Source organism: Acinetobacter sp. YH12235 (assembly GCF_013417705.1).
GTDB lineage: Bacteria > Pseudomonadota > Gammaproteobacteria > Pseudomonadales > Moraxellaceae > Acinetobacter.
Map to the genome: position 1 here is coordinate 77,315 of NZ_VPDL01000009.1, position 16,798 is coordinate 94,112.

The 16,798-nt window shown below is 39.8% G+C and carries 14 protein-coding genes; 8 read left to right on the top strand and 6 right to left on the bottom strand.

The annotated features are described in order from the left end of the window. Positions 1-642 carry an ATP-binding cassette domain-containing protein gene (locus FTV13_RS06645; RefSeq protein WP_180011441.1) on the top strand — a complete coding sequence of 214 codons (642 nt, stop codon included), beginning with the start codon at positions 1-3 and terminating at the stop codon, positions 640-642. Here the strand turns inward: FTV13_RS06645 and FTV13_RS06650 are convergent. The 3 genes from FTV13_RS06650 to FTV13_RS06660 form a co-directional block, all read right to left on the bottom strand. Further along, positions 632-3,184, bottom strand: a complete 2,553-nt coding sequence (locus FTV13_RS06650) for an EAL domain-containing protein (RefSeq protein WP_180011443.1) — start codon at positions 3,182-3,184, stop codon at positions 632-634. The two genes, FTV13_RS06645 and FTV13_RS06650, sit on opposite strands and share 11 nt — an antisense overlap. 144 nt (positions 3,185-3,328) lie before the next feature. Then, entirely contained in the window at positions 3,329-4,921 is a 1,593-nt protein-coding gene (locus FTV13_RS06655; RefSeq protein WP_179993162.1) for a sensor domain-containing diguanylate cyclase, read from the bottom strand. Between the two features lie 506 nt (positions 4,922-5,427). Then, a complete protein-coding gene (locus FTV13_RS06660) occupies positions 5,428-5,925 on the bottom strand; it encodes a Dps family protein (protein ID WP_004783133.1) in 498 nt (165 codons plus the stop codon). Between the two features lie 664 nt (positions 5,926-6,589). On the opposite strand from FTV13_RS06660, the gene katE reads away from it, so the two are divergent. From katE to FTV13_RS06695, 7 genes are all read left to right on the top strand, one after another. Beyond that, complete coding sequence (katE, locus tag FTV13_RS06665) at positions 6,590-8,713, top strand: catalase HPII (RefSeq protein ID WP_180011445.1); 2,124 nt, start codon at positions 6,590-6,592, stop codon at positions 8,711-8,713. A 57-nt stretch (positions 8,714-8,770) separates the two neighbouring features. Continuing rightward, on the top strand, positions 8,771-8,980 hold the full coding sequence (locus tag FTV13_RS06670; RefSeq protein WP_166135421.1) for a hypothetical protein: 210 nt from the start codon (positions 8,771-8,773) through the stop codon (positions 8,978-8,980). 51 nt (positions 8,981-9,031) lie between these two features. Next, positions 9,032-10,015: an acyl-CoA dehydrogenase gene (locus FTV13_RS06675; RefSeq protein WP_180011447.1), complete on the top strand. Its 984-nt coding sequence runs from the start codon at positions 9,032-9,034 to the stop codon at positions 10,013-10,015. Beyond that, positions 10,003-10,788 (top strand): PIG-L deacetylase family protein, encoded by a 786-nt coding sequence (locus FTV13_RS06680; RefSeq protein ID WP_179993165.1) that lies wholly within the window; start codon positions 10,003-10,005, stop codon positions 10,786-10,788. The genes FTV13_RS06675 and FTV13_RS06680 overlap by 13 nt, the downstream gene beginning before the upstream one ends. Beyond that, on the top strand, positions 10,778-11,392 hold the full coding sequence (locus tag FTV13_RS06685) for a class I SAM-dependent methyltransferase (protein WP_179993166.1): 615 nt from the start codon (positions 10,778-10,780) through the stop codon (positions 11,390-11,392). The genes FTV13_RS06680 and FTV13_RS06685 overlap by 11 nt, the downstream gene beginning before the upstream one ends. Further along, entirely contained in the window at positions 11,389-12,102 is a 714-nt protein-coding gene (locus FTV13_RS06690) for a glycosyltransferase family 2 protein (protein ID WP_179993167.1), read from the top strand. The genes FTV13_RS06685 and FTV13_RS06690 overlap by 4 nt, the downstream gene beginning before the upstream one ends. 204 nt (positions 12,103-12,306) lie before the next feature. Continuing rightward, positions 12,307-13,554 carry an MFS transporter gene (locus FTV13_RS06695; protein WP_179993168.1) on the top strand — a complete coding sequence of 416 codons (1,248 nt, stop codon included), beginning with the start codon at positions 12,307-12,309 and terminating at the stop codon, positions 13,552-13,554. A gap of 29 nt (positions 13,555-13,583) precedes the next feature. Here FTV13_RS06695 and FTV13_RS06700 read toward each other — a convergent pair whose 3' ends face one another. From FTV13_RS06700 to FTV13_RS06710, 3 genes are all read right to left on the bottom strand, one after another. Beyond that, positions 13,584-15,017, bottom strand: a complete 1,434-nt coding sequence (locus FTV13_RS06700; RefSeq protein WP_179993169.1) for a trehalose-6-phosphate synthase — start codon at positions 15,015-15,017, stop codon at positions 13,584-13,586. After that, complete coding sequence (gene otsB / locus FTV13_RS06705; RefSeq protein ID WP_179993170.1) at positions 15,010-15,855, bottom strand: trehalose-phosphatase; 846 nt, start codon at positions 15,853-15,855, stop codon at positions 15,010-15,012. The genes FTV13_RS06700 and otsB overlap by 8 nt, the downstream gene beginning before the upstream one ends. Positions 15,856-16,422: 567 nt before the next feature. Beyond that, positions 16,423-16,617: a hypothetical protein gene (locus tag FTV13_RS06710; protein ID WP_125279298.1), complete on the bottom strand. Its 195-nt coding sequence runs from the start codon at positions 16,615-16,617 to the stop codon at positions 16,423-16,425. Positions 16,618-16,798: the final 181 nt, after the last annotated feature.

Consider the following 16,798-nt stretch of genomic DNA (forward strand, 5'->3'; position numbering starts at 1 on the left):
ATGTTGAAGTGTGATTTTCAATATCAACAAGCCGATTTCGAGTTGAATATTAAACTGGAAATATCGCAGCAACTATTGGGGATCGTCGGTGCATCTGGAAGTGGGAAAAGCACATTACTCAAAAATATTGTCGGGTTATTGAAACCTGATCAAGGATATATTCAGTTTAATCAGCAGGATTTAACCAATATAGAAAAGCAAATAAATATTCCAATGCATCAGCGCAAAATTGCATTAGTTTTCCAGAATGCTTTGCTGTTTCCACATATGAATGTGCAGCAGAACCTATGTTATGCAGAAAAACTGATATCTAAAGCAGATCGAAAATTCCAGTTTGAAGACATCGTGGAATTATTAGAATTAAAGCCTCTAATTTATCGCAAAGCCCATCAGCTATCAGGTGGAGAAGCGCAGCGCGTTTCTATTGGCCGAGCATTACTGTCTTCACCGAATCTTTTATTGCTGGATGAACCTTTAACGGGCCTAGATCAGCAGTTAAAACAGCAGATTTTACCCTTCCTAAAACGGATCAAAGACGAGCTAAATCTACCGATGATTTATGTGACTCATCATTTAGAAGAATTAGCTTACTTAGAAGCCGAAACTGTACAGCTCAAAAAGGGCATATTAATCAGGAACTGATTAACTCCAGCTGATTGAGTCGGGCAGGTTTTGCATAGTAAAAACCTTGCAGATAATCACAATGATGTGATTTTAAACACTCAGCCTGTTCAGGATTCTCAATTCCTTCCGCAACGACTTCCAGATCCAGCTTATGCGCTAGGGTAATCATGGCTTCAATAATGGCCTCATCTCGTGGATTGCCAGGTAAATGCTGAACAAAGCTACGATCCAATTTGATTTCATCGATCGGAAGACTACGTAAATAACTTAAACTCGAATAACCAGTGCCAAAGTCATCTACCGAAACTTTAATGCCCAAAGCTCGGACATTTTTTAAGATCTCAATGGACTTATCACCGCTGGCAATCAGCATGCTTTCAGTCACTTCGAGTTTTAGTAACTCATGCGGGAATTCAATTTCCGCTAATAATTGCTGGAGATCACTCAGGAATCCACTTCTTTTAAACTGTAAAGGAGATAGATTGACGGCAACCGAAATTTGAGTCTCATGCTGCATATTCCAGGCTTTAACTTCCTCACAAGCCTGTCTAAGTACCCATTCGCCAATTGAGACGATTTGCCCGGTCCTTTCTGCAAAAGGAATGAAATCGGCAGGAGAAATAAAGCCTTTTTCTGGATGTTGCCAGCGGATCAAAGCTTCCAGACATTTGACCTTGCCCGTTTCACTGTCCAGAATCGGCTGATAAAACAGTTTAAACTGCTGTTCATGCAGAGCGACCATCAGTTCATGACGAAGCTGTACATAATCTACCTTCGGTAAAGGCTCTTTCGTGAAATTATACCAGTGCCAAGTATTACCCCCTTCGGCATTAGCATCACGCATGGCATCCTTGGCTGCATTGATAAACTGCTTAACGCATTTGATGTCGGGATCAGCATCAGCGACACCGATACTTGCACTCAGGTGAATATCATAGCCATCCACATGGAAAGGCTGAGATAATCCGGCGATGATTTCTTCGGCACGTACAGCAACTTGCTTGAGATCATTCATTTGAGTTAATAAAATTGCAAACTCATCTCCTGAAAATCTGGAAATTACATCTTCCGGCTCCAGGTTTTGGCTCAGACGATTGCCCACTAGTTTTAAAATTTTATCGCCAATATCATGACCGAGGCTTTGATTCAAAGGTTCAAAATCATCCAGATCCAGATATAAAAGCACTAGATTTGCAGAACCACTCTGCGCTAGATGCAGTTTTTCCTGAACCACTTCTTCAAACAGCTTATTGTTGATAAAGCCGGTTAAATGGTCATGTGATTCCTGATAAGCGATTAGTTCTTGCTGGGCAACATGCTGACTCACATCCTGTTGAATGGCAATGAAATGAGTGCACTTATGATTTTCATCAAAGACTGGACCTAGGTTTAGCTTGTTCCAGAACCAGTGTCCATCCTTACGATAATTTTTCAGGACAATCTTGATTTCAGATTTATTCTGAATGGCTTCGCTGATTTGCTGGACGCTTTCCGCGGAAGTATCAGGTCCCTGCAAGATGCGGCAATTTTTTCCTTTGAGTTCTTCCAGGCTATAACCGGTAATCTGCTCAAAGGCCGGATTAACATATTCAATAGGCTGGTCATTTTCTGCCGAGGTTAAAATAATGCCATGCGGATTTGCATCGACACTACGTTTCATTAAGCGCAGCATTTCATTGTTTTGATAACGTTCAGTAATGTCGCGTGCCACGCTAAAAATACCGACAATTTCCTCATTCACTTTAATTGGCAAAAAAGTTAAATCGAGCCAGTATTTCTGTCCTGCCGAGTTATGTGCCTGAACTTCAAGATGTCCAGTCAAGCCATGCTTGGCCTGCTCAAAGGCTTCTAAGGCAAGAGGGCGATGTTCAGGTTCAATAAAATGATCAATTTTAGTTCCGATATGCGATTTAACACCAACTTCGTTAAAAAATTTGGTGGCCAGATTGGCATCTACAATATTGCCATCCAGATTGTGCTCAAAAATTGCATCGGGATGAAAAGAGAAAAATGACTGATATTTATCTTTGAGCTGATTTCGTTTTTTGCGTTCTTCATACAGCTCAAAGGTTAAGGCGATCAGCGAAGCTGCATATTGCAGCAGGTCAATTTCATTGGGAGTAGGAGACTTGATCGAACGATAATAAGTACCAAAAGAGCCAAAAAGTTTGCCACTCCCGTTGGCAATTGGTACCGACCAGCAGGCTCTTAAACCATTTTGTTTAACCAGATCTTTATATGCGACCCAGTTCGGATCATTGAGTAAATCCTCACAGACCACTAAACGACGATGATATGCAGCTGCACCACAAGCGCCAACATTCGGGCCGATTTTTAGATCTTTTGAAGCTTCTACATATTCTCTGGAAAAATAGGCTGGTTCTTTTATTAAATTAAGCGTTTGTTCCTGTTCCGAATACAACATGACAGATACCAGTGCATCCGGGATTTTGTCCCCTAACCATGCGGTAATCGCATCTATGATATCCTCTAAGGCAGCAGCTTGACCAATCAGATTAAAAATCTCTTGGCTGGTGCCTCCATTATAAAAAGAAGTCATATTGTATCCTTAAGTATAAACCTCTATATAAACCTAGAAGTATTAGAGAAATTATACTGTTTTTTTGAATAAAAGATCTAAACCCCATAACACAATAACAAAATAATATATTTAAATTATCTACTTAATAACTGTATAAAAATATTATAACTGAGCACTTTTTTCACCTGTCACCACACGATTTCTCCCTAAATGTTTGGCTTGATATAAATTCGTATCTGCTTGTTTTAAAACTTCTTTGATATCAGACGAAGTTAAAGGCCAGTGTGCAATACCGAGTGAAGCAGTGACTATTCCTACTTCAAGTAAATAAGTCGATGCCAGTTTATGTCTTAATCTTTCAGCGATTTTAGTTGCATGTGAAATCTCTTTGACTGGCGCAAGAATAATAAATTCTTCACCACCAACGCGACAGCAAATATCCTGTTCACGAAAACTTTCCCGAATAAATCCGGCAACTTTGGTTAATACCACATCACCCATATCATGCCCATGACGATCATTAATTTTCTTGAAATAGTCAATATCCAAAACCACCACAGCAAAATAAGTTTTATTGCTAATTAAATCATTTAAAAATAGTTCAAAGCCACGACGATTATAAAAGCCGGTTAAAGGATCGGTTAAAGTATCCTGTTTAAGTTCTTCAATCTCCTGATTAAAAACGTTTACACTAGATAATAGGGATCTCTTGAATTTAAAAACTTCAAAATACCAAGGCGTAATATGATTAATCTTTTCAGTGATACCTGGATCATTCAAATGACTTGCCATTTTGGCAAGATCATTTAATGGAGAGGTAATAGATTTTGAAATACGCCAGATGATTAAAAAGATAATAATATAGATAACAAAAATTGTGCCAATTACTTTGTAGGCAAGAAGACGGGCTTGGGCGAATAAATCTTCTGTAGGCTGCTGAAACACCACGGTCCAGTTAGTCGTAGGAATTTTTGCAAAACTTGCTAGTTCGCTAACTCCCATATCGTTGTTTAATTTTATTTTACCTGAGCTATGAGACTCCATATAAGCTAAACCGGTATTGTGTTGGAATGTTTTTCCAATTCTCTCTCTTTCTGGATGATAAATAATTTTATGTTCTTTATCAAAAACATATAAGTAGCTATTTTTATAACCATAATTTTCGCTTAAAAGTGTCTTTAATAAGGATTCTTCATGTAAATAGATAAACCCTGCAATAAAGCCTTGGTATTTATTATTCTGATCAAAGATGGGAAAACTAACCAGGACGACCAGATTACCTTTTAATGAATAATAGGGTGAGGAAATATAAGGCTTCTTTGATTCGAGTGATTTGCTAAAGCCCAAAGACCGGATAATCGCAACTTTATCTAATTTCAAGATTTCAGGCGCATATTCGATGACATGACCATCTGCATCGCTGATCAAAACACTGCTAAAAGAATTAGATTGTTGAATCAATCTGTTTAATTCAGTTTTTAATAACTGCTCATTATGAAAGCCATTCTTAATAATATTGGCACTGAGGCTTAAATCATTAAATATATTTTTAAAATATAAATCAGAAATAGAAGCAACTTTAGCTGCATACTCATAATTAGTTGCAAGAGAATTATTAATCAGTTGCTGTCGGTGAATTACATTGCTCACAATCAATGTAATTGAAAAAAGAATCACCAGACTCACAAGTAAAAGGATTAAAATCAATTTACGTAAATTAAGTTTGAGTGAAATGAGCAGCTTTTGAACACTCATAACTTAATCCCCTGAATCTTTCAGAAATACAAAATGTATACAATATATTTCAATAATTATATTATGTGATGTGGTTCTCTATTTTAGATGAATAATATTCAGTTTGTAAGCATTTTTGAAGCTTAATCTGTTGCTTATTTTGTAAGCAGAAATGGTTTGGTCCATTTGTTCAATATATTTAAAAGATATGGAAAAAGACTGAGATCAAAAAAAGTGATTAAATGCTGATTTAGTAAAAATTATATTTTTATAATATAAGAAATTTTTATTTAAAAGCCAAATTCCCTATCTAAGCTAATATAATTAAATAGATAATAAATAAAGATTTATTGATTAAAAAATAATTTCTTAAAAGGTAAATATTTATTTTTCAAAGCCTTCACTATAGGGTGGAAGGTGAGATAAATAAGTGCTCAAAAGGATATGACTTAAATTTGAGCACTTATTTGTTCTAGAAAAAGCTAATTTTCTGATTTTACAGTTATTTTCTCAATGAGAAAAGTTAATTACTCTAAAGTACTTCTTAACATCCAGGCTGTTTTTTCATGCACATCAAGACGTTGCGTGATTAAATCTGCAGTCGGTTGATCGTTGACTTCATCAACAACTTCAAAAAGATTGCGTGCGGTACGAGCTACCGTTTCATGAGCATTTACCAATAAACGCAACATTTCTTGGGCATCTGGTACACCTTCTACTTCTTTAATAGCAGTCAGCTTAACAAATTGCTGGTAAGTGCCGGGTGCGGCAAAGCCTAAGGCCCGGATACGTTCTGCAATCAGATCAAGAGCATTCCACTGTTCGGTATATTGGGTCATAAACATGCTGTGCAGACTATTGAACTGTGGTCCGGTGACATTCCAGTGAAAGTTGTGGGTCATTAAATAGAGGGTATAGCTGTCTGCCAATAATTTAGATAGACCTTCGACGATTTTGGCACGGTCTTCGTAAGAAATACCAATATCAATTTTCATAGCTTTAGCATTTTTTTCTGAAGAGCCCATGTTTTACTCCTTAACAATTTTGTAGAGAGATATCTTTTAAAATAGAAGTTTGCCAGTCATGGCTGAAAAGATAGGAAATCTTGGCAGCATGACCTTTTATATGAAATAGATTTTTGCCACTATTTATATGTGGAAATAATTTTAAGTACTTCTGAGTTATATAGTTTATAGGACGGGCAAAGATATAAGTATAGGCGTTCTGTATAGCCTGGTGACAGGATTGTAACTGTATAAAGAAATTAATTTTGCCTTATAAAACTCAAATGTCTGGATCAGTTTTTTAAAAACTTGTTTTCATTTTTAGATGATTAAGCCTTTATTTCATGATTTTATCTTTTAGTAAAAACTATCAGCTTTAAATTTTTCGAACTTTGTGATCGTTACTCGGCAAGAAAACTGTGTGGTTAAGAAAAATAACAGAACTGTGCCTTTATTAAACAAGCCACTACAAAGACTCAGCAATGTATTCGTCAAATCTCGTTATGTTAGGGATACAGACGAAATCAATAAAAAGATTTTCATACTCAGCAACAGCTCACCGCATGCAGATAAAAGTGGAACTTTATTTTTCTGTAAAAACGCCAAGATGTTGAATAAAACTCAAGCGAATTTGAGATAGGCAAAAAAAGACTTCACTAAACTCAAGATCAGCAAGGAAAATGTCATGAAAATTAAGGCGAACAGTCCAGCCGCAGGTAAAAATGGTTTAGATAAGCAGAATACCAATAAAAAAAGTGAGCAGCTTGATGCATATCGTAGTGACTCCACCGAACAGACACTGACTACTAACCAAGGTGTCAAAATTTCGGATAACCAGAACAGTCTAAAAGCGGGTGTTCGTGGGGCAACTTTAATGGAGGATTTTATTCTCCGTGAAAAGATTACCCATTTTGATCATGAGCGTATTCCAGAGCGAATTGTGCATGCACGTGGTGTTGGGGCACATGGTTTTTTTGAAGCTTATCCAGGCAATGAAAAATGGACTAAAGCCGGGTTTCTAACCAATACCGGTGCCCAGACTCCAGTCTTTGTTCGATTCTCTACAGTACAAGGTCCTCGCGGTTCAGCAGATACGGTACGTGATATTCGTGGTTTTGCGACTAAGTTTTATACGGATGAAGGTAACTTTGACCTGGTGGCCAACGATGCGCCAGTATTCTTTATTCAGGATGGCATCAAGTTCCCTGATTTTGTCCATGCGCTGAAACCTGAACCACAAACCGAGATTCCATCAGGTGCGTCAGCACATGATACTTTCTGGGACTTTGTCTCTCTTGTACCTGAATCTGCACATGCGGTGATGTGGGCAATGTCGGATCGTGCTATTCCACGTAATTTACGCTCGATTCAAGGTTTTGGGGTGCATACCTTCCGTTTCATCAATGCCGAAAATAAAGCTGTCTTTGTGAAGTTCCACTGGACGCCTAAACAAGGTTTGACACAGCTGGTATGGGATGAAGCGCAAAAACTGGCAGGTAAGGATCCGGATTTCCATCGTCGTGACCTGTATGAAGCGATTGCTTCCGGTAATTACCCGGAATGGGAATTAGGCGTACAGATCGTTCCTGAAGAAGATGAGATGAAATTTGATTTTGACTTGCTGGATGCAACCAAAATCATTCCGGAAGAACTGGTTCCAGTGACTCCAATTGGCCGTATGGTGTTGAACCGTAATGTTGATTATTTCTTCGGTGAAACTGAGCAGGTTGCTTTCTGTCCAGGTCACGTGGTTCCTGGTATTGACTTTACCAACGACCCGCTACTACAGGCCCGACTGTTCTCTTATACTGATACTCAGCTGAGCCGCTTGGGTGGTCCAAACTTCCATCAGATTCCAATTAATAAGCCGGTGTGCCCATTCCATAACAATCAGCGTGATGGTCTGCATCAACGTCTTATTCACACCGGACAGGCCAACTACGAACCAAACTCGATTGATGATAACTGGCCAGCTGAAGCGCCAGGTGCGACTCAGGCAGGTGGTTTTGAAAGCTATCAGGAGCGTATTGACGGTCATAAAATCCGCCAGCGTAGTGAGTCCTTTAACGATCACTTCACTCATGCTCGTTTATTCTATCAAAGCCAGGCACCGCATGAGCAGAAGCATATTATTGATGCCTATGTCTTCGAACTGAGTAAAGTGCAACGCCAAAATATCCGTGAACGTGAAGTTCTCGAAGTGCTGTGCAATATTGACTTGACGCTGGCTCAACAGGTCGCGGATCAATTAGGTATTGAAATCCCAGCTGAGAAAAAAGCCGCAAAACTGCCTGATGTTCTGATTTCTAAGCGCCTGTCTTTTGAAGCGTTTAAACCTGCCGATATTAAGGCACGTAAAATCGCAATTCTGGCACATGACAAAGCCAATGAAGCCAGTATTAAAGCTGTACAGGCTTGGGCTGAATCAGAGAGTGCTGTGGCTGATGTGTTAACACCTCGTCCAGGACCAGTTCTGAGCCAGCAAGGTACAGTGATCCCATCTGATGGTATGCAGAAAGCTGAACCGTCAATTGCCTATGATGCTGTGGTTATTGTCGATGGCGATAACTATGACATGGTGCTGAAAGATGGTATCGCGACTCACTATCTGCTTGAGGCTTATAAGCATCTGAAACCGATTGTCTTCTTGGGAGATAAAGGTCAGCTGATTGAAGATCTAAAACTGATTAGTGATGAAGGTACTTTAGCAAATTCTCAATTCGATACTGTGCAAGATAGCTTCAAGACCTTGATCATGAATCACCGTGTTTGGGCGCGTGAATTGATTGCAGAAACTATTCCTGCATAAATACCATGAGAATAGAAGCTTCGGCTTCTATTCTCTATTTCAAGGGATAAAACTTTTATGGCGAGACCAGATCCTAAAAAATTACTGGCACAGATGCAAAATGCGCAATGGAGCAGGGAGCAGGATATTTATCTGATCGAACATAACCATCTACCTATGAGTCAACTCAGAGAAGAGTTGCCTTTTAGTGAAGAAGAAATTATGGCGCGCCGTAAGGTACTAGGACTAATGACCCGTTTAAAACAGATGAAAAGACTTTTTCCTTAGCTGGCTTTCATCAAATGACCACAATATCGATATTTTTGAGGAAGCACTTTTATGGACCTCAGTTCAATATTAGAAAGATTTAAAAATTCATCATTAGAACCTAAAGAAAATATTCAAATGACTTTGAAGGAACTGGTGCAACTTTCGGATCAGGTTCCTTTTCCTGCATCAGGGGAAACTTTAAAACGCTGGCAAATTTTAAGCCAGATCTCGGCAACCAATTTAAGTCTGGGTAAAATATTTGAGTCGCATCTGGATGCACTCGCAATTCTGCATGAATTAAATATTCCGGCAAATCCTCATCAGCTCTGGGCAGTCTGGGCAGCAGAAGGTGGGCCTCAGCCATTGCAGCTGGATGAAGGCAAGCTGACTGGCATCAAGACCTGGTGTTCCGCTTCTAGCTGGGTAGAGTCAGGCTTACTGACGTATCGGGATGAAAAAAATCGCTCTCAGTTATTAATTGTAGATATGCGGCAGCCCGGTATTCAGCATGACCATACTGTCTGGCAAGCTGTGGGAATGCAGCATACGTCCACGGCTCAGCTTGAATTTAATCAGGTCCCTGTCAAAAAAGTTGCCGATCCACATGCTTATCTGGATCGGGTAGGATTCTGGCATGGAGCAGCAGGCGTTGCCACTTGCTGGTATGGTGCGACAGTAGCTCTTGCTGAATATCTGCAGCAAGAACAGTTAAGAAAACCACATATGTATAAAGCTATGTATCTGGGTGAAATCAGCCGTGATCTTTTAGCTACCCAGGCTTTGTTCTATCGGGTTGCAGAATTGATAGACCAGCAACCTAAATTTCCTCATCAACTTCAGATTCAGGCTTTGCGCGCGCAGGTTGAAGCTACTGCATTAAATGTACTCAACCAGGTTGGAAAAGCGCTTGGCGCAGCGCCTTATTGTACCAATTCTTATTTTGCCCAGCTCGCAGCAGATCTGCCGGTATTTATCCGTCAAAGCCATGCTGCTTTTGATCTTGAGCGTATTGGAGAACTAAGCGCACAGGAGGAAGAACTATGGGCACTTTAAAACATGAGGTTGTCGAAGATCGTGTGATCCATGGGGAGGGGACACGGGTGGAAGAATGGCGTAACTGCGAAATACTGCAACAGATGTCAGAATTTGATATTTCCAGTGTAATTCCTGCAGATGCCAGAGTCTGTATTGTGGCACCGCATCCGGATGATGAAATTCTGGGATGTGGCGGACTGATGCAACGTCTGGATAAACTCGGCTATAAGATTGTACTGTTTGCAGTGACTAATGGAACGGCCAGCCATCCCGGTTCGAGTCTGTATACGCCAGAAGAACTGAACCAGATTCGTCCAGCAGAAACGCGTCAGGCTCTCGAAGAATTGTCCTTAGAACAGCCAGTTCTTCGGATTGCTTTGGATATTCAGGATGGAAAAGTGGCTGAGCAGCGAGACTTGCTCAAACAGCAATTGTATTCATATTTACAGCCTAATGATGTATTGGTCACGACTTTTGTTCATGATGGACATCCAGATCATGAAATAACTGGGCAGGTCGTCCAGCAACTCGCCACTGAGCTACAGTTACCATATATTCAAGTTTTAATCTGGGCGTGGCACTGGGCCACACCAGGAGATACCCGAATTCCTTGGACGGTTGCGCACAAACTCAGGCTGACAGATGAAGAATTAAAATGTAAAGCCCGAGCTGCACGATGTTTCAAAAGTCAGATTGAGAATGATCCGACGACAGAACAGGCACCGATTGTCCCTGAGCATGCATTAGAGCGTGTTTTACAGCCATGGGAGGTTTATCTGTATGAACAGTAAATCAACTTATGATCATGCCTATTTTGATGCTTTATATGCGTTGAATCAGGGAGATCCATGGCATTATGAACAGCGCTGGTATGAACAGCGTAAACGTCAAATTTGTAAAGCACTCTTGCCCAAACTGCATTTTGAATCTGCCATAGAAATCGGTTGTAGTAATGGCATGTTAAGTCAGGAACTAGCTCCTCATACCGGAGAACTCATCTGTCTGGATGCCAATACGACAGCGATCCGGCTGGCGCAACAACGTCTGCAAGATTATTCTCATGTCAGTTTTGTCCAAGGCGTTGTTCCGGAAGACTTGCCAGAGCGTAAGTTCCAGCTAATTGTACTGAGTGAGGTTTTATATTATCTGGATCAGGCCGCTTTAGAGAAATTGACCCACTGGCTGCAGCACGCCCTTGATGCAGAAGGCTGTATTCTGGCTTGTCACTGGCGGGCATCAATTTCAGGTTTTAGCTTTACTGGTGATGATATTCATGACCATCTAAATGCACACTTACCTTATAGAAAGTGTTCACAACTACAGGAACCTGATTTTCTGATTGATGTCTGGATGAATAGCCCACAGTCTGTGGCAGAGCAAGAGGGCCTTAAATGAATAAAATTGGCGTGGTTATTCCTGCCTGTAATGAAGAAGCCTATATAGAACGCTGCCTGCTGGCCTTAAAAAAAGCACAATTTGAATTTTATCAATACCTTGGTTCATCAGAAAATATTCCCGAGATTAAGATTTTAGTTGTCTTAGACAGTTGTACCGATCAAACCGCGATCAAAGCGGTGCAACTGGGCATAGAAGTCATTAGTTGTAATTTTCGTTCGGTGGGTAAGACCCGTCATTTAGGAATTCAAAAAGTAATTGAACAAGGATGCGACTGGATCTGTTGTACTGATGCGGATTCAAGTGTACAGGAAGACTGGTTCAAAGCCATGTGGAAGCACCAACCCACTGACGCAATTTGTGGGGTCGTTGAAGTGGACGAATGGAAAAATTTAAGCTTGGAAGCCCGACTAAAATATTTAGGCCACTATCAGGACAAAATGGATCATCGGCATATTCATGGTGCAAATTTATGTTTTAAAACAAGTGTATATAATAATTCTAACGGATTTAGCCAGCTAGATTGTCATGAAGATGTCGACTTTGTTCGCCGTTTACAACAGGCAGGAGTCAACATTACCTGGTCCAATCAATTAAGGGTAACAACCAGTAGCCGTCTACGGTCAAAAGTTGCTGAAGGTTTCGCCTGTTTTTTACAAAAGCTTGAGTTACAGGAAGCAATGAAAAAACCGATCAGCGTATACAAATAAAACTATAAAATTATAAATTTTATACAATCAATTACTTGTAAAAAATTTAAAAATTCATCTCTAGAAGCTATTTCATTTAGAAAAATTCTGTTTATAATTCACACAAATTAAGCCCTGCTACTTATATTTTTCAGCTATAAGTCCGCGGGGTTTTTCTATGGATGATCGGTAATGGATGCCTGAGCTCTTTCTTTTGGAATGACAATGTTAAATTCACAGTTAATTTCTCGTCTTCAGTCTCCATCACCGTATCTCTGGCAGAAAATCGCCACTGCACTGTGTTTTTTTAGTCTAGGTTTTAGTACAGCTGCCTGGGCGCCATTAATTCCTTATGCGCAGCAGCGCTTATTACTGAATCATGCTGACTTTGGTTTGCTTTTGCTATGTGCCGGAGTTGGCTCAATGCTGGCAATGCCATTGGCAGGTCGTATGGCAAGTAAGTTTGGTTGCCGTACAGTACTGGCTGTTATTCTGGCTGCATTTCTGTTCATCTTGCCAGCGCTAGCGATTAGTCCTACCAGCTTGATGATGGCAATTACCTTGTTTTTCTTTGGTGCCAGTGCTGGTGCCTTGGGGGTAACCGTAAATATTCAGGCTGCCCAGATTGAAAAACTCATGGATAAAAGCTTGATGTCTGGTTTCCATGGCGTATGTAGCTTGGGTGGTCTGGTCGGTGTATTGGGCATGACCACGTTAATGGGATTTGGTCTGGCACCTTTAACTGGCACACTGGTCGTAAGTGTGATGTTGCTTGCGATTGCGATGCTGGCAATTCCATTCTGCTTAGGTGGTCAGTCATCAACTACAGAAGAAACTAATACAGCTACAGCAAAACCTGCGAAAAAAGCGCTACCAACATTCGCAATTTTAGGTATTGGCCTGATCTGTTTTGTATCTTTCCTGTCTGAAGGTGCAGCAATGGACTGGAGCGGTATTTATCTGGCAACCCAGTTTAATGTACCTGCAGCGCATACCGGTTTGGCTTATAGTTTCTTTGCTGGCTTAATGGTTCTTGGACGTTTTAGCGGTCATCTCATCATTCAAAGCTTGGGTGAAAAAATCACTATTTTACTAAGTGCTTTACTGGCTGCAGCAGGCTTATTCATGGTGATCTTTGCACCAGTATGGCAAGTCGTTTTAACCGGTTATGCGATCTTGGGTCTAGGTAGTGCTAACATTGTTCCATTGATGTTCTCTCGTGCAGGCCGTCAAAAAACTATGGCTTCTCATGTAGCATTATCTTATGTATCGGTATTTGCTTATACCGGTTCATTGATCGGACCAGCGCTGGTAGGTTTCGGTAGTGAAATTATTGGCTTGCGTTTAGTATTTACGGTCATCGCAGTTGCTTTAATGAGCATTGTAATCCTGAACCATCTGACTGCCGGTCACAAAGAATCAGAAAAAGCAGAAGGTCTTATTGCCGGCCTAGACCATAAAACACCAGCATAAAGCTATTGTTTTTTATGGGCTTTTCAGACTTATGCATGCATATTGAACTGGGTCGAGATGCCTTTGGCCACTGGTCGATAAATTCGCAAGCTTTGTGATTTTTTCAGGTCCGACAGGAACTGATCACGCCAGCGAATGATATCGAAATTCTTTAAGCCTTGCTGTAAATAGCGGTAACGTTCCAAACGTTCTGACTTAGGCATACGCAAGGCTCTTTTCAAGGCTTTGGCCATACTGTCCTGATCATAAGGATCGACCAGTAAGGCTTCCTTCATTTGCTCGGCAGCCCCGGCATATTTAGACAGAATCAATACGCCTGGATCTAATGGATCTTGCGCAGCAATATATTCTTTGGCGACCAGATTCATCCCGTCACGGATTGAATTCACCCAGCAAATATCCGCCTTACGATAGAGCTGCATCAGGGCTTCATGACCCAAAGTGTCATAGCTACAGTCAAAAGGCAGCCAGTCTGCATTGCCATGCTGATGGTTTAAATTCTGCACCGCAGCCTGGAACTGTTCATAAAGTTTTTTATAGCTGTTCACATCTAGTCGACATGGGCAGGCAATCTGTAATTGCTGGAACTGATTTTTAAATTCAGGCTGTTCATCCAGCAACTCCTGGAATGCATGAATTTTCTCCAGCAGCCCTTTACTGTAATCAATCCGGTCAACCGAAATAATGGTCTTATGGGCATGTGCTTTATCCAGATCAAAGGGCAGGTCAGTGACTTGGCTTTCAGCAGCCTGCTTCTGAATCTGCGCCGGGTGTACACCGATTGGATAAGCTTTCACATAAATCCGTTTAGACTGATAACTCAGGATTTCATCATTGCAATGCTGGATATTTAATACCTGTTCCAGGAAATCAATACAGTTGGCCTGATCGCGTGGAGTTTGCAGACCGATGACATCAAAATCTCCCAGATGTCGGGCCAGTTCCTGATAAGGAGGCAGCGTTTGCCAAAGTTTTAGTTCGGGGAAAGGAATATGCAGGAAGAACCCAATCCGGTTGCGCATACCTAATTTACGACAGTAATGCGCAACACTCAGAAAATGATAATCATGAATCCAGATGATGTCATGTGGTGAAGCCACCTGTTTCAGGTGTTTGGCAAAACGCAAATTGACATCTTTATAGGTTTTAAAATCCTGCGGCTGATATTCAACACGTTGATGCTGGTCATGCATTAACGGCCATAAGGCATTATTAGAAAAACCACAATAATAACCCTGGTACTGGGCTTCGCTCAGTGCACTGGTATGATATTCCACATTCTGATGTTTCAGAATCTGAAATTTCTGTTCCTTGTTCTGGTCAACTCTGGAGCCATTCCATCCAACCCAGATACCGCCTATATCTAGCAATGCATCCTGCAATGCAACAGCCAATCCACCAGCCTTCATACTTTCTGGGTTAGGTAGATTCACACGGTTTGATAACACAATGAGTTTAGACATGTGATTTCTCCAATCGTTGTTGTTCTTGTACTTCAATTACCTTTAAAAATTCTTTCAGGAAGGCCTGAACTTGAGAGACGTTTTCCAGTCTGTACCGTGCTAGGGTCTGGCCAGGGCCTACTTTGATTGAGCAGCCGTGAAGGGCATTGATGACTTTGAATCCGGCTTCATCGGTCAGGTCATCACCAATAAACATGGGATAATGATCATTGAGATGGTATTGCTGAATAATCTGTTGAATCGCTGAACCTTTATTGGCGCCTTTGGGCACCAGTTCAAAAACATACTTGCCAGCTTTTAACTCAAAGTCGGAAAACTGGTTGAGACATTCCAGCGCAAAAGCATGTACGCGATCTTCTAGTTGAGGATGTTCACGAAAATGTAGTGCAACAGAATAATCTTTAACCTCGATCCGCAAATCAGGGATTTGAACTGCCTGTTCCTGAATATATTGTTTTAGGGCTTGTAGCTGCGACTTATTTAAAGAGATTAATGTCTTTAAATTAGCTTGATAGATTAATTCCAGACCATGTGATCCAGCGATATTCCATTGCAGAGGGTGAATAAGTTTTTGTGCTTGTAAAATAGAACGACCAGTAACTAATATCAGCTGAATATATTGTTGTAAATTTTCCAATATATTTATAATTTCAGGTTGAATTATACTTTTATCTGGATCTGGGTGAAATTCAGAGATTGTTCCGTCAATATCAAGAAATAAAACAACCTGGTCTGAGTCCATATTCAGGTTGCAATCATTTAAAATCATCTTTGGCGATATATAAAAAGATGAGCTAGATGAATCTTCTAAATCTTGTTCCCTATATATGCCTGACATAAATCCACCTAAGTACTTGATATAAAATAGATTAAAATTTAGAGTTAAACTGTGTGATTTTTAATCTAATTAGTTTTATAACATATTCTATTTTTCAAAATGGCTTTAGGCGCAGAAAAGAAACACTTTTGACATGTAAAGTTACTTTGTAAAATTTGGAAATATTCAGCAGAAAAAGTTGATATTCTTTGTATATTTGTAAAATAATTTTTCAGTGATTTTTAATATATTAATAATGATATTTAAGGTATTGCATATTAAGTGATTGAGTAAGTTTGAGTGCTATAAATAAGATTCTTTTGATTATTTAATGTAAAAAATGGTTTTGATTTATATTTCTAAAAATTAATTCATTGGCTTTCTATTAAATAATAGGTATTAAATTGGAAATATTAAAAAACACATTTAATATAAAATAAGAATATAGTGCAGCCTATTAATTTTTTATTAAAGCCAGTTTTGAAAGGAAGGATAAATTATAAAATCTTGGTGCTACAAAGAAGAGTTAGGGTTATATCATTGAAGAGACTAGGTAGACATAACCCCATAAAGAGGAGAGCAGAGTGCTTATAGCTCTCTCCAGACATCGTTCTCATCTTTCAATGGAATAGTAAAGTTAAAGTCATCATCATTACTGACTAAAAGACTGGTAGGGGTTTGCATCAAAACTTTTAAAACAGTACCAGCTTCAAAAATAATCGGGTGACAGTTTTCCTTTTCCAAGGTCACTGGCTTAAGTAATTCAATCACAGAACTTTCCATATTTTTATTCCCAAATATTGATACTTCGCTGTTTTTTAATCTTAACATGATTTTTGCACATTTAACTAATTTTTGAAAAACCGAGACATAAGTCAACAAGTCGGTCAATTTTTCTTAAAAAGCGCTTAAGTCAGTAAATTAAAGGGATAGAGATTAAGATTTAATTTTCAAACGATTTGTG

Excerpts from the sequence above, each read along its gene's own strand:
- FTV13_RS06645 (WP_180011441.1), top strand. The coding sequence starts at position 1 with ATGTTGAAGTGTGATTTTCAATATCAACAAGCCGATTTCGAGTTGAAT.
- FTV13_RS06650 (WP_180011443.1), bottom strand. The coding sequence starts at position 3,184 with ATGACTTCTTTTTATAATGGAGGCACCAGCCAAGAGATTTTTAATCTG.
- FTV13_RS06655 (WP_179993162.1), bottom strand. The coding sequence starts at position 4,921 with ATGAGTGTTCAAAAGCTGCTCATTTCACTCAAACTTAATTTACGTAAA.
- FTV13_RS06660 (WP_004783133.1), bottom strand. The coding sequence starts at position 5,925 with ATGGGCTCTTCAGAAAAAAATGCTAAAGCTATGAAAATTGATATTGGT.
- katE (WP_180011445.1), top strand. The coding sequence starts at position 6,590 with ATGAAAATTAAGGCGAACAGTCCAGCCGCAGGTAAAAATGGTTTAGAT.
- FTV13_RS06670 (WP_166135421.1), top strand. The coding sequence starts at position 8,771 with ATGGCGAGACCAGATCCTAAAAAATTACTGGCACAGATGCAAAATGCG.
- FTV13_RS06675 (WP_180011447.1), top strand. The coding sequence starts at position 9,032 with ATGGACCTCAGTTCAATATTAGAAAGATTTAAAAATTCATCATTAGAA.
- FTV13_RS06680 (WP_179993165.1), top strand. The coding sequence starts at position 10,003 with ATGGGCACTTTAAAACATGAGGTTGTCGAAGATCGTGTGATCCATGGG.
- FTV13_RS06685 (WP_179993166.1), top strand. The coding sequence starts at position 10,778 with ATGAACAGTAAATCAACTTATGATCATGCCTATTTTGATGCTTTATAT.
- FTV13_RS06690 (WP_179993167.1), top strand. The coding sequence starts at position 11,389 with ATGAATAAAATTGGCGTGGTTATTCCTGCCTGTAATGAAGAAGCCTAT.
- FTV13_RS06695 (WP_179993168.1), top strand. The coding sequence starts at position 12,307 with ATGTTAAATTCACAGTTAATTTCTCGTCTTCAGTCTCCATCACCGTAT.
- FTV13_RS06700 (WP_179993169.1), bottom strand. The coding sequence starts at position 15,017 with ATGTCTAAACTCATTGTGTTATCAAACCGTGTGAATCTACCTAACCCA.
- otsB (WP_179993170.1), bottom strand. The coding sequence starts at position 15,855 with ATGTCAGGCATATATAGGGAACAAGATTTAGAAGATTCATCTAGCTCA.
- FTV13_RS06710 (WP_125279298.1), bottom strand. The coding sequence starts at position 16,617 with ATGGAAAGTTCTGTGATTGAATTACTTAAGCCAGTGACCTTGGAAAAG.